This window comes from Vibrio viridaestus (genome assembly GCF_003856525.1).
Taxonomy (GTDB): Bacteria; Pseudomonadota; Gammaproteobacteria; order Enterobacterales; family Vibrionaceae; genus Vibrio; species Vibrio viridaestus.
Genome location: NZ_RJVQ01000005.1, coordinates 81,178 through 93,912 on the forward strand (window position 1 = coordinate 81,178; position 12,735 = coordinate 93,912).

General features: G+C 42.3%; 13 protein-coding genes. 4 read left to right on the forward strand and 9 right to left on the reverse strand.

Going from position 1 to position 12,735, the window contains the following annotated elements; genetic code table 11:
* Positions 1-8 precede the first annotated feature (8 nt).
* The 6 genes from EES38_RS12670 to EES38_RS12695 form a co-directional block, all read right to left on the reverse strand.
* Positions 9-824, reverse strand: a complete 816-nt coding sequence (locus EES38_RS12670; RefSeq protein ID WP_124937575.1) for a MurR/RpiR family transcriptional regulator — start codon at positions 822-824, stop codon at positions 9-11.
* A gap of 25 nt (positions 825-849) precedes the next feature.
* Entirely contained in the window at positions 850-1,578 is a 729-nt protein-coding gene (locus tag EES38_RS12675; protein ID WP_124937576.1) for an amino acid ABC transporter ATP-binding protein, read from the reverse strand.
* On the reverse strand, positions 1,565-2,215 hold the full coding sequence (locus tag EES38_RS12680; RefSeq protein WP_124937577.1) for an amino acid ABC transporter permease: 651 nt from the start codon (positions 2,213-2,215) through the stop codon (positions 1,565-1,567). The genes EES38_RS12675 and EES38_RS12680 overlap by 14 nt, the downstream gene beginning before the upstream one ends.
* Positions 2,216-2,227: 12 nt before the next feature.
* Complete coding sequence (locus tag EES38_RS12685) at positions 2,228-2,896, reverse strand: amino acid ABC transporter permease (RefSeq protein WP_124937578.1); 669 nt, start codon at positions 2,894-2,896, stop codon at positions 2,228-2,230.
* Positions 2,897-2,906: 10 nt separating this feature from the next.
* Positions 2,907-3,698 (reverse strand): transporter substrate-binding domain-containing protein, encoded by a 792-nt coding sequence (locus tag EES38_RS12690; protein ID WP_124937579.1) that lies wholly within the window; start codon positions 3,696-3,698, stop codon positions 2,907-2,909.
* A 229-nt stretch (positions 3,699-3,927) separates the two neighbouring features.
* The gene (locus EES38_RS12695; RefSeq protein ID WP_124937580.1) at positions 3,928-5,367 is read right to left on the reverse strand and encodes an NCS1 family nucleobase:cation symporter-1; all 1,440 of its coding nucleotides are present in this window, start codon (positions 5,365-5,367) and stop codon (positions 3,928-3,930) included.
* 286 nt (positions 5,368-5,653) lie between these two features.
* On the opposite strand from EES38_RS12695, the gene EES38_RS12700 reads away from it, so the two are divergent.
* The 3 genes from EES38_RS12700 to puuE are packed head-to-tail and all read left to right on the forward strand — an operon-like array spanning position 5,654 to position 8,031.
* On the forward strand, positions 5,654-6,319 hold the full coding sequence (locus EES38_RS12700) for a GntR family transcriptional regulator (protein WP_124937581.1): 666 nt from the start codon (positions 5,654-5,656) through the stop codon (positions 6,317-6,319).
* Positions 6,320-6,337: 18 nt separating this feature from the next.
* The gene (locus EES38_RS12705) at positions 6,338-7,069 is read left to right on the forward strand and encodes an aspartate/glutamate racemase family protein (RefSeq protein WP_124937582.1); all 732 of its coding nucleotides are present in this window, start codon (positions 6,338-6,340) and stop codon (positions 7,067-7,069) included.
* A gap of 32 nt (positions 7,070-7,101) precedes the next feature.
* Positions 7,102-8,031, forward strand: coding sequence for an allantoinase PuuE (gene puuE / locus EES38_RS12710; RefSeq protein ID WP_124937796.1), 930 nt, complete (start codon positions 7,102-7,104; stop codon positions 8,029-8,031).
* 52 nt (positions 8,032-8,083) lie between these two features.
* Here puuE and EES38_RS12715 read toward each other — a convergent pair whose 3' ends face one another.
* A complete protein-coding gene (locus EES38_RS12715; protein ID WP_124937583.1) occupies positions 8,084-9,397 on the reverse strand; it encodes a methyl-accepting chemotaxis protein in 1,314 nt (437 codons plus the stop codon).
* Between the two features lie 216 nt (positions 9,398-9,613).
* A complete protein-coding gene (locus EES38_RS12720) occupies positions 9,614-10,438 on the reverse strand; it encodes a CPBP family intramembrane glutamic endopeptidase (RefSeq protein ID WP_124937584.1) in 825 nt (274 codons plus the stop codon).
* Between the two features lie 166 nt (positions 10,439-10,604).
* On the opposite strand from EES38_RS12720, the gene EES38_RS12725 reads away from it, so the two are divergent.
* Positions 10,605-12,335, forward strand: coding sequence for an EAL domain-containing protein (locus tag EES38_RS12725; protein ID WP_124937585.1), 1,731 nt, complete (start codon positions 10,605-10,607; stop codon positions 12,333-12,335).
* A 5-nt stretch (positions 12,336-12,340) separates the two neighbouring features.
* Here EES38_RS12725 and EES38_RS12730 read toward each other — a convergent pair whose 3' ends face one another.
* On the reverse strand, positions 12,341-12,733 hold the full coding sequence (locus tag EES38_RS12730; RefSeq protein WP_124937586.1) for a DUF1360 domain-containing protein: 393 nt from the start codon (positions 12,731-12,733) through the stop codon (positions 12,341-12,343).
* Positions 12,734-12,735: the final 2 nt, after the last annotated feature.

Sequence of the window (12,735 nt, forward strand, 5' to 3'; positions counted from 1 at the left end):
ACGTTCCCTTACTCCAATTCACCAAGCTGACGATAGTTTGAACTGATCGTGCTACTGATGTTGGAGGCTCGTTCTTTCAAATGGAAAAATGTTTGATTGACAAAATAAGACACTAAGCTCATTGGAACAGAGTAGCTGTCTAACGGCAGGTCATTATTCATGTAACATACAAATACCTGCTTTACGTCTGATGCGTATTTTTGACCCGATTGATCGGTGATAAGCAGACAATCATAAGGTTTTAGAAATTCTACAATTTGCTGGAAATTAGCAACGCGACGCCTAATCCCGAACAGAATGACGAAGTCATCATCATTAATCAAACTCAGATCTTCACCAATCGTCTGGCCAGGCAGAGGTAATAGCTCAACGTTTTCGCGACACTGAGTTAACTGTTGACGAAAGTGCATGGCTAATGGATAACTGTTTCGATAACCGATAATTTTCACGCGTTTTGCTGTGATGAGTTTTTCCACGACTTTGTCACCTTGCCCCTCTGCAAGTTGCGACCATAGTTTTTCTAAGGCAATCACGTCCTGACTGAAGCCACTATCGTGTAATTCAGATGTAATGACCGGATTACCTTTATCACGCTCTGACATTAGTTCATTTCTCAGCGCCACATGGTCTTCGTACCCGAGTTTACGGATAAAACGGCTAACGCTTGTCTTCGATACCTGACAGGTTTCAGCGATTTCACTGGTCGACATCATGAGTAATTTCTCAGGGTTTACCTGCAAGAAATCAGCAATACGTCGGTTACCGTCCGTTAGGCTGGAGTAGTGTTTTGTGATACGTGAACTGAGTGAACTATTGTTTGTCATATGCGCTTCTCAATGAGCTCGCTATCTACTTAACAGCAGACAAAAAGCTTTTCAATTCCTCTGTTTGTGGATTAGACATGATCTCTTCGCTTGGACCAGACTCCCATACCTTACCTTGGTTCATAAATATCACACGATCACCGACTTCGCGCGCAAAATTCATCTCATGCGTAACGAGAATAAGGGTCATGCCTTCTTGTTTTAGCTGCTCCAGTACTTTAAGTACTTCACCAACTAGTTCTGGATCAAGAGCCGAAGTTATTTCATCACAAAGCAAGACTTTGGGATTCATAGCAAGTGAACGGGCGATAGCAACACGCTGCTGCTGACCACCAGAAAGGTTCGCTGGGTATGCATCAAACTTATCCGCCAGTCCCACTTTCTCTAAGAGCTCTCTCGCAAGTAATTCACACTCTTTATCGTTCTTCTTTAAAACTAATCGCGGTGCAAGCATCACATTGTCGCCAACTGTCATATGAGGGAACAAATTAAAACTCTGGAATACCATACCAACGCTGCGACTTAATTGGCGTAATTTAAAATCATCATCTTCCACAGCTTGGCTATCAACAATGATTGCACCTTCCTGATAGTTTTCCAAACCATTCATACAGCGCAAAAGTGTGCTCTTGCCTGAACCACTTCGACCAATAATCGAGACAACTTCTCCTGCCCCTATTTTTAGATCGACTCCTTTTAATACATGGTTCTCACCATAATATTTATGTACTTGATCAACACTAACGAGAGACATGAGTTTTCTTCTCCAAATAACGAGCGAGTAACGACAACGGGAAACAAATCACAAAATACAGTGCCGCTACCATGGCAAACACTTTAAATGGCTGGAAGGTTGCGTTATTAAGCATTGTTCCAGCTTTAGTCAGCTCCACAAATCCTATAATTGAAGCCAATGCGGTTCCTTTCACTATCTGAACGGAAAATCCGATGGTCGGCGCAATAGCAATGCGATAAGCCTGGGGAACAATGACATACCGCATTGTCTGAATGTAATTAAGTCCTAGCGTACGGCATGCTTCCCATTGACCTTTTGGTAGAGCATCAATACACCCACGCCAAATATCATGAAAATAGGCACTGCTGTACAATGTGAGTGCTAGAATCGCCGCGGACCATGCACTTACGTCGACGCCTAATAAAGACAGACCAAAAAACGCCATAAAAAGCTGCATCAATAGAGGTGTGCCTTGAAATAATTCAACATAGACTTGAATAAACTTGCCAAGACTCAGATTCTTGGTACTTCTCAGTAGTGTCAGTACTAATCCCACCAAACCTCCACCGAAGAAGGCAATCAACGACAGAAGCACCGTCCAGCGGGCTGCCATCAATAAATTTCGTAGGATATCCCAGTCAGTAAATTGCATCATAATTGGTTTCTCCTACAACGCTGGGTTCTTGAAAACACGCGATTTAATGAAAGCGAAGATTTGTCGCATGGCAATCGCCAATACCAGATAAATCAGAGCAGTAACCGCATAAGATTCAAAGCTCAGAAACGTTCTCGACTGTACAAAGTTCGCAGCAAACGTCAGCTCTTCGACCGAAATCTGTGAAACAACAGCTGATCCCAACATCACGATAATGCATTGACTTACCAAAGCCGGATACACTCGCTGATAAGCCGGAGGTAAAACGATATGAGTGAAAATTTGTCGTTTGGTCAGACCTAAAGTCTTGCCCGCTTCCCACTGACCTTTGGGCGTCGCTTCGATGCCTGCACGAATGATCTCTGCGCTGTACGCACCAAGATTAAAGACCATCGCAATAAAACCGGCTTCCCACGCAGTCAACTTAGCGCCAATCGCGGGTAAACCAAAAAAGATAAAGAAAAGCTGAACAATAAATGGGGTATTTCTTGTGATCTCAATATAAGTCGCACACAGAAGACGTAGTGAAGAATGGGTGCTGCTTCTCCCTGCCGCACATAATGTACCTACCACTAAACCGGCTACGGTAGAAATCACGGTTAATTCAATGGTGGTCCATAAACCTGCCACAAACTGTGGCAGGTAAGGAACCAAGCCAGTAAAATCTAGCTGGTAACTCATTAATATATCCTTATGCACCAAGATCTTTAGGGAAAGGCGCTTTCAACCATTTCTGTGAAAACTGCTCTAAAACACCATTCGATTTTGCTTTCTCAATCAGTTTGTTTACTTCACTAACTAGCTCAGATTCGCCTTTCATCACACCAACGTAACAAGGTGAATTTTTCAGCATGAATTTTGTTTGTGGTGCTTTACTTGGGTAACGTGTAGCAATTTCAGTCACCACTAAGTTACCTGTTGCGATCAAATCCATCTGACCCGAAAGGAAAGAAGATAATGTTGCGTTGTTATCTTCAAAACGTTTGATTTCTGCACTTTTTGGTGCCAGTTTGCTTAGCTCAATATCTTCAACCGAACCGCGTGTCACACCTACAGTTTTATCTGCTAGGTCTTCAGGTTTAGATACTTTTTCGTCTTCAGTACCAAATACACCAAGGAAAAATGGTGCATATGCTTCACTGAAATCGATCGCTTTTTCACGTTCTGCATTTTTACCCATACTTGAGATAACTAAATCTACTTTTTTTGTCTGCAGATAAGGGATTCGGTTTGCGCTCGTCACCGGAACCAGTTCCACCTTCACATTCATCTCTTTAGCAAGATATTTTGCCATGTCGATATCATATCCCTGTGGCTGCATATCGGTACCGACTGAACCAAATGGAGGAAAATCCTGAGGAACCGCAACTTTCAGTACACCTCTTTCCTTAATGGTATCAAGCTGGTTTGCCGATGCGCTTGAAATCCCCGTCACCAAAGCAGCAGTTGCTGCAACCAATGTCATTAATTTAGTAATTCTCATCGAAATTTCCCTATCAAGTTAAGAAACGATTGAAACAATCACAAATTTATTTGCAACGATCGCTCCAACTATAGGTAAAAAAATATAACTTACTGAGCAGGAACAATAATAACGCAATTCCTGACTACGATGGTCTTGGAATAACCTCGACCAAAACATAGCTAATGATCTTATTTGGTGCAACTCCCCACCACAATGATGCACTGTGGTGGGTAATCGTTATCTCGTGTTACTTTTGTTTCACGGGTGATAATGCATCCAAACTGACGCGCTCAGACTCCATCATAAACCGATATGACGCGGCGGCTACACCACCACCAATAAACAGAGCGTAATTGGCTAATTCCGTAAAAAAGAACGTCGCTATAATTGCACTAAGACCTGCGAGTACTAGTGCATACACACTCTTTTTGTTCACACCGTTTTCGTACCAGTACAAACCATCTGGCGACTCAGTGTATAGTGATGGAACATCGATCTTACCTTTCTTTATCAAGAAATAGTCTACGATAATAATGCCATAAAGAGGCCCGATCATCGCCGCTAGAACATCTACGGTATAATGAATCACTTCTGGATTATTAAACAAATTCCATGGGGTTAACAAAACAGAACCAAAAGCGGCAATAAACCCACCAACTTTAAAACTGATCTTTTGCGGCGAGACATTTGAAAAATCAAACGCGGGGGCGACGAAGTTTGCCACGATATTGATGCCAACCGTTGCAAAGATAAAAGTGAGCGCGCCCAGTACGGTAATCAATCCAGAATCTAACCGTTTTACAGTTTCAACAGGGTCAACAATCATATCACCGAAGACTGGAATCGATGCCGAAACGATGACCACAGCAAAAAATGAGAAAAGCACAAAGTTAAACGGTAGCCCAAGCAAGTTGCCGAACTTAAGCTGCTTATAAGAGCCACAATAACGTGAAAAGTCACTAAAATTCAGAGTTGGTCCAGCGAAGTAACCCGCCACTAAAGCAATGGCTATTAGCATCTGAACGACGATGTCCCATCCTTCTAAAGATTGGCTTCCCAGATTAAAGCTGATGTTGTCCCACCCTGCTCTATCAATCATGTAGATACACAATGCGGCCATCGCGATATAAATAGCCGGACCTGACCAGTCGATAACACGGCGAATCATATCCATACCAAACATGAATACAATGCCCTGAATAACCCACATAGATACAAAACCAACCCAGCCAAGATAAGACAGACCAAGGAAACTATCGTTAGCTAAGCTTTCCATTTCTGGTGAAAAGTATAAAAGCAAAATGATGAAAGAACTGGAAGCAAGATAAGTTTGTATTCCATACCACACAACAGCAATCAGACCACGGATAACGGCTGGAATATTGGCACCAAAAACACCGAACGCCATTCGAGCGACAACAGGAAAAGGCACGCCCGCTTTTTGTCCTGGTTTACCCATTAAGTTAGCGAATACCATGACAATCGAGATTCCTGCTAATAAACAGATAAAGACTTCTATTCCGTTCAGACCTAATGCAAACAAGCTGGCGGCGAAAACATAACCTCCGACACTGTGTACGTCCGACATCCAAAATGCGAAAATGCTATACCAGCCCCATTTCTGTTCCTGATCCGGGAGCAAATCCTGATTGCTCAGCTTAGGGCTCTGAGGTAATCCTTTTTTCATATCGACTCTCCTTAGTCGCATATTGTATACAATTAACCAATCAAACTGTATGCGAGCATCATGCCAAGTCGTAAGAATCGTTGTTTTAACTGGCTTTACCTGTATATATGGAATTGGTCATGTTCCATTAATCACCAATGATGTGCAATGTTTCACAACATTTGTGCACAATCTGGATGAAATATACGCTACTCTAGGCCACTAGCACGAAATTTAGATGGTATACATTTTGCTTGCCATATTTGTATACAATAAATAACCTCATTAAGTAGTAAAGAGTGTATCGATGTCTAATGATGAAAAAATCTATCGCAAAATGCTGAAAGCTATTGTCGAGCACCAATTGCCACCCGGAGCTCGCCTTCCAGAAGATAAATTGTCTGAAGCATTTAATGTCAGTCGAACTGGCATCCGCAAAGTCCTACAGCGTTTGGCTATTGAGCACTTTGTTCTTATCCAGCCAAACAAAGGGGCTCAAGTTAATAACCCAAGTGAAAAAGAAGCCAAAGAAGTGTTCGATAGCCGGATTCTGATTGAACCTCAGCTCGTCCCAGATCTAATTTTAAATTGGAATCTAGAACAGTCAGAACGCTTCCGAAATATGGTAGATAGAGAGAAGCAGGCAGATTTAAACAATGATCTTGCAGAATCTATCCAACTCACAGCGAAGTTTCATTACGAACTGGCTCAATTAGCAGGCAACCAAATATTAGCAAGCTTTGTTGAGCAGCTTTGTTACCGCTCTTCTCTTGTCATAGCGGCCTACGGTTCTAAGAACAGCGTGAGCTGCGATTGTGGTGACCACACTGATTTCATCAATATTCTCGATACCGGAGATACTGTGAAAGCTCAATCTTGGATGAAACATCATCTGATACACATTAAGTCCTCTCTTAACATTGAGAAGGAGCAAAGTGACGAGCTCGATTTTCATCGTATCTTTTCCGAATAAGAACAACTGAGGAATTCTATGATTATAAATCTGATTAATCCCAATACATCGACAGGAATGACCGAGGCGATGGCTCGTGTGGCCAAATCAGTCGCCCACCCGTCCAGTATTGTGGTTGCTCGTTCTCCTGAACACGGACCGAAAAGTATTGAATGTGCTTTTGATGAAGCCGTGGCTTGTGCTGCTATGCTTGATGTGGTGCAAATGGGAGAAGAAGAAGGCGTTGATGCGCATATTATCGCCTGCTTTGGCGATCCTGGATTAGAGGCCGCAAGAGAAGTCGCTCGTGCTCCCGTTATCGGTATCGCAGAGGCCGCATTTAAATTAGCGACCCTGATCTCTTCTCGCTTTAGTATCGTTACAACCATGTGCCGCACGATTCCAATGAGTCACCATCTTCTTAAAAAATACGGATATGAACATTACTGTGCCAGTGTACTTGCCAGTGACATTCCAGTCTTAGATCTCGAAAACATAACGGCTGACACATACAACACCCTAAAGGCTGACTGCATAAAAGCAATCGAGGTCGATGGGGCTGAATCCATTATTTTAGGATGTGCTGGAATGGCAAATTTAGCCCAGCAACTCACCGATGAATTGGGTGTTCCCGTTATTGATGGGGTATGCGCGGCAATAAAGCTCAGCGAATCTTTGTATCAGCTTAATTTGACGACCTCTAAAAAAGGCCAATACGCCGAACCAATCAGTAAGCCGTTTATCGGCCGTTACCAACACTGGAATCGATAACAACGTCTTCGAAAGGAATAATGAATATGAATATGGATATGAACAATCCTCGTGATTACACTGGCTACGGACGTACCAGGTTACCCGACGTAAAGTGGCCCGGCAACGCCCGCATCGCTGTACAATTTGTTTTGAATTATGAAGAAGGTGGCGAAAATTGTGTCCTCCACGGGGATAAGCATTCAGAAACCTTTCTATCCGAAATGTTCGGTGCTGAAGCCTATAAAGATCGCCATATGAGTATGGAATCGCTGTACGAATACGGTTCGAGAGCAGGTGTATGGCGAATTATTAGTGAATTCGAAAAACGTGGTTTGCCCCTGACTATTTTTGGCATTGCTACCGCTCTAGAGCGCAATCCAGACTTAGTCGAAACCATCTTGAAAAACGATTATGAAGTGGTCTGTCACGGCCTGAAATGGATTCATTATCAGGATATGCCTATCGAGCAAGAACGAGCTCATATGCAAGAAGCGCTAGCGATACTTGAACGCCTGCTAGGTAAAAAGCCACTTGGTTGGTATACCGGGCGTGACTCACCGAATACGCGTCAGTTAGTGGCCGAGCAAGATCATCTTCTTTACGACTCTGACTACTATGGTGATGATCTTCCATTTTGGATGATGGTTGATGACAGCGAGAATAATGGTGAGCAAAAGCCCCACCTGGTCATCCCTTATACTTTAGATACCAACGACATGCGATTTGCTTCGCCTTATGGATTCAGTCACGGTGAAGAGTTCTTTCAATATCTGAAAGATGCATTTGATTGTCTCTATGAGGAAGGGAAAGTCACGCCTAAGATGATGTCGATTGGTATGCACTGTCGAATTCTGGGCAAACCCGCGCGCTTTACTGCTTTGAAGAAATTTCTCGATTATATTCAGAGCTTTGATGATGTATGGATCGCAAAACGTGAAGACATTGCCCATCATTGGATAGAGCACCATCCGCCGAAATAAACGACAAAAACGCCAGCACAAATGCTGGCGTTTTTGTCTCAATTCTGTCTGCTTATAATTTGTTGGTAAATTGCCCAACCGCATCCACTACACGTTTCGCACCCTGCTGGATTTGGTTAATAACTGCGCCGGCTTCATTAGACAAGCGGAGACCATCTTCGGCCTTGTCATGTCCACCATTAATGAGACTGACGGCGTTTGCTGTTAATTCTTGGTTTTTAGTCACCACCTCGACAATTTCAGCCGTAGTTTTAGACGTGCTGGAGGCCAAATTACGAACTTCATCTGCAACCACAGCAAAACCACGTCCTTGATCCCCTGCACGCGCTGCTTCAATTGCTGCATTCAGTGCGAGTAAGTTCGTTTGCTCCGCAATACTACTAATACTAGTAACAAGTTGACCTACCTGTTTCGATAACTGATCAAGTTGCTGAATGCCATCACTGGCTTTATTCATCTGCTCTGACAAAGATTCCATCGTTTTAATCGTATCACGAATAACCTGCTGCCCATTTTCAGCGAAATCGTCGGTTTCCTGAGAAATATCATAAGCAATATTGGCGGCTTCCGAAATTGCTTGTTCTCGGTTGACTTCATCCGTAATAACAGTTGCAAATTTAATGACTTTATAAAGTTTGCCAAAATCGTCATGAACCGGGTTGTAGGACGCTTCTAGCCAAGCGACGTTACCATATTTGTCAATTCGCTTGAAACGGCCACTAACGTATTCACCGCGTCCTAATTTTTTCCAAAAAGCATCATATTCGGAAGAATTCACTAACTCAGACTCACAGAACATACGGTGATGTTTACCTTTAATTTCTTCTTGCTTGTAACCCATTGCTCCCAGAAAGTTTTCATTCGCTTTACGAATGGTACCATCGAGATTAAATTCGATGATTGCCGCGGAGCGCATCATCGCGTTAATCATATCTTGTTGTTCACGTGATTCAGCAATGGTACGAGTCAGCTCACTCGCATAGATAATGATGTACTCAAGCTTTCCGTTCATGTCTTCGATAGGCTGTACGATAGAGCGTAACCAACCTTCATGCTTATCGCCTTTGATAATCTGAACTGCACCGATCCAGTGCTCATGTGTTGACAGCGCTTTCTTCAGATTGGCAAAATGAGGTGTGTTCTGGGCATATTCGGGAACCAGATCAAGAAATTGCTTGCCGTCTAGCTCACCAAATTTGAATTCAAGCTCTTCGCAAAACGCTTTATTAGTCGAGGTGATTACACCTTTTGCATCGAGTGTAACTCTGAGCATGTCACTCTCAAGATCTTTCATTATCTGTTGGCTGTAATGTAATTCTTTCTTTAAGCTTTCGATTTCTTTAACCAACGAACGATTAAAAAACATAGTTATCTTCCTTTGTCTGTGACGCTACATTATGCATTAGAGAGCGTAACCACTTATCATATTGAGCTGCTGACCAACTAAATTAACTATAGCTCTAGGTTTGCAAATAACACAAATTTCCATCATGAACTAAGCTATCGGCATATGCTATACAAACTTTAGGAAAACAATTAGTTACATTAGAAATACCTAAAAATACTAGTTTCATATTAAAGATTAAAGCTTCAATGGATAAGTAAATAGAATCAAATGGCTTACGTTGACAAGGAAGTGAAGCAACACTGCCATCCACAATCGTTGTGAATAACAATAGGCTAAGCCATATCCAAGACCAGCTATAGAAGCAAATAACACTAATGGCCAACCACCCATAAAGTGAACCACACCAAATACAATACTCGACACTACAATGCCTATTTTCGTCCCTTTATAGTCACATAACTTCTTTTGTAGTAAACCTCGAAAAATCACTTCTTCCGAAACACAGGTGAAGAGCAAATTGTTAAATGCGAAAATCCACCACCACGATGGAAGTGCTGGGGACCAATCCAGAAAGCCGGATATCATTGCGGCTGGTAGGACGATAAACGCAATTCCGATACCAGCCGAGATACCGATAGAGGAACTGCGCTTAGTACGACTTAATAAGTTCGGAAATGCCCAAACGATTAGAAAAAAGACTAATGGCTTATCTGCATTGAAGTAGAGAGAAAAAGGGACACTGTTACTGCTTTTCGTTACGTCATCCAGTACCAATGGGTTATTGAATCCAGGCATTTGATGCAGTACGAGTAAAAGCCCACCGCAGATGAGCAGAGTAAGTTGTAGCTTTGGCAAAGGCGCCGTACGATTTCCTAAGGTGTAGGAGTTGAAAGAGAGAACAACAAAAGCAATCAGTCCTACGAGGGAGAGGTATTCCTGAACTAACGCACTCAAGAGAAACAATGCCAACATTCCAACGGAAAACCGATGACAACGCAAGAACGCCGCAATAATAGCACTGCCCAATAATACCCATTGCCATGGGAAAGATTCAATCATCGGCTTTACCGAATGTCAGTATCGTTTTGAAATTCATTTCATCATCAAGGTAGTAAAAAGTCGCTTATCACACAAAAGTCTCTCTGCCACAATAAGACAACTTGCTTCGACGTTTTGAGCATCGTATGTTAGTTTTTATAGTATCGGCAATGTGTGACAGACTAGTATGAGTAAAAAGCATCTCAATTTTTTATCACAAAATCAATTCGTTGAAAGAGTCCAGTCTTTTACTAACGAACTGTATTATAACCACCTGTCCATTATTGTCGCATGTCGACTCACTTTGAGCGAAGGTGAGTCCCCCCTTCCCTATTTCAAAGCATTTGAACGCAATAAGCTTGTCTCTCACGCTACACTATTACAAAATAAAATTTGCCTCATATACATAGCTCGTCCCATTGGCTATCAAAACAAAGTTCGTACCATTCATCAAACGATTTCATCGTTGCTGAGTAAACTAAAGAAACGAAACCCAACTTTTGAGCCCGTGTTAAGCGCAAGTCCAGTCGGTATTTCGATATTACATATTGATAGTCACAATATACATACTGCAGTCTCTCATGCCATTCAAGCCTGCATGGAACAGTCATCTAATTCTGCCAGTAAAAAAGCACGGTTACGCTTTTTCGATAATCAGGTTCAATTTACGGTGCGTCGTCAAATATTGCTCGAAGAATTTGCCCGTTCATCTATCGAAAATAATAAGGTCAACGTAGTTTATCAACCAATTGTCAGCTGCCGTACCTGGAGAATAGAGGGTTATGAAGCACTAAGTCGTTTTCCCATCGAGCCAGCACTAGAAACTACAACCAGAGAACTGATTAGCGTATGCGAAGATCTGAATCTGATCTCTGAACTTGACTTATTAACCTATCAAAAAGCACTAGCTGAATTAGGGCAATACATTGAGCGTTCAGACTTATTTCTCAATGTGAATATCTCTGCGAACACGCGACAGGACTTCGCAGAACTCTTTGACTGCCTAAACCTGCTCACTGAACAAAATAAATTCGATAGTCATCGCCTGCATGTTGATATCAATCCCGTCAGGGATTCGATCGATTCAAATAAGTACGCGGAGCAACTACATAAACTTTTGCAGCATGGCATTCAAATATCACTAGCGGATTTATCACCCGGCTTTGATCTGGCAAGTCGCCTTGCGGCAGAAAAGTTTAATTATCTTCGTGTTGATGACCGCTTCTATCAGAAATTCCATGAAGACGCCGAGTATTATCAAGTTATTCGCCTGCTAGCAAAACTGTGCCATGACCTTGATGTCAAGTTGATTGTAGAGGGGATTAATGATCTCGAGCAGGCAAGATTATTAACCTTTTTAGATGTGGATTACTTACAGGGCAGTGTCTTTACATTACCGGTAAAAAGCCACGAAATAGACGCATTAAACGATAACGTCCGGCATGTTATCCAAGCCATTTTACTTAACCAAAACTCAGTTCAGAAACCTTCAGATAAGCACTCTGATGTGAAATTATCGGTAGGTGAAATCGCCAGCCGCGGTCTTCCTCGTCTTCATTCTGGTGACAAGCTGTCACTCGCAAATGAATACCTGAAAACACCAGAGATATCGGTCTTACCAGTCATCGTCGACAAAGTCTGTGTCGGCTTAGTGGATAGAAACGTTTTAAATCTGCAATTAACCCCAAGCATGGGAACCGATTTGGAAACAGAAAGAGAAGCACGTGTCTGGCAAAAACCGGTCAATTCGTTCATGAATACCAAGCTTCACACTGCAGAATCAAGCCTTGACCTTCACTCATTAACAACACTAGTCAAAAGTCAGAATTCGTTATTCCCCGTCATTATCACTAAAAATGGAGAATACTATGGAATTTTAACTGAGCTTGATTATATCCATTACCTTCTTGGTAAGTGATAAGGCTACTGTTGAGACTGAGACTTAGCCTGATGCATTTCCTGTTCTTTCTGCTTCTTGGCCATTGCTGTCAAAAATACTTTAAACATAAACCCACTGATGTATGAGCTTAATGTAATAGTAAAGAATGTTGATACTATCCAGTCGACCAGGATGTAATCACTCACAATGACTCTTGGATGGTAGCAAACCATACCAGCGATGACCACCCAATGATTCATGCAGTAGAAGCACTTGAACAAATAACCAGTCATATGTCCGAGCTTTTCGGTGAAAGCTCTCACTGGAACAAATAACTCAGTTTGAGTAATGGTCATCGATACACTAGCAGACGCAATAGCGATAACCAGGCATACCCACAATGCATGTAAAATTTGAGGAGTTACGATTTCACTCACAG

Bases quoted from the DNA above. Each gene is read 5' to 3' on its own strand.
- EES38_RS12670 (WP_124937575.1), bottom strand. From the start codon at position 824: ATGACAAACAATAGTTCACTCAGTTCACGTATCACAAAACACTACTCC.
- EES38_RS12675 (WP_124937576.1), bottom strand. From the start codon at position 1,578: ATGTCTCTCGTTAGTGTTGATCAAGTACATAAATATTATGGTGAGAAC.
- EES38_RS12680 (WP_124937577.1), bottom strand. From the start codon at position 2,215: ATGATGCAATTTACTGACTGGGATATCCTACGAAATTTATTGATGGCA.
- EES38_RS12685 (WP_124937578.1), bottom strand. From the start codon at position 2,896: ATGAGTTACCAGCTAGATTTTACTGGCTTGGTTCCTTACCTGCCACAG.
- EES38_RS12690 (WP_124937579.1), bottom strand. From the start codon at position 3,698: ATGAGAATTACTAAATTAATGACATTGGTTGCAGCAACTGCTGCTTTG.
- EES38_RS12695 (WP_124937580.1), bottom strand. From the start codon at position 5,367: ATGAAAAAAGGATTACCTCAGAGCCCTAAGCTGAGCAATCAGGATTTG.
- EES38_RS12700 (WP_124937581.1), top strand. From the start codon at position 5,654: ATGTCTAATGATGAAAAAATCTATCGCAAAATGCTGAAAGCTATTGTC.
- EES38_RS12705 (WP_124937582.1), top strand. From the start codon at position 6,338: ATGATTATAAATCTGATTAATCCCAATACATCGACAGGAATGACCGAG.
- puuE (WP_124937796.1), top strand. From the start codon at position 7,102: ATGGATATGAACAATCCTCGTGATTACACTGGCTACGGACGTACCAGG.
- EES38_RS12715 (WP_124937583.1), bottom strand. From the start codon at position 9,397: ATGTTTTTTAATCGTTCGTTGGTTAAAGAAATCGAAAGCTTAAAGAAA.
- EES38_RS12720 (WP_124937584.1), bottom strand. From the start codon at position 10,438: ATGATTGAATCTTTCCCATGGCAATGGGTATTATTGGGCAGTGCTATT.
- EES38_RS12725 (WP_124937585.1), top strand. From the start codon at position 10,605: ATGAGTAAAAAGCATCTCAATTTTTTATCACAAAATCAATTCGTTGAA.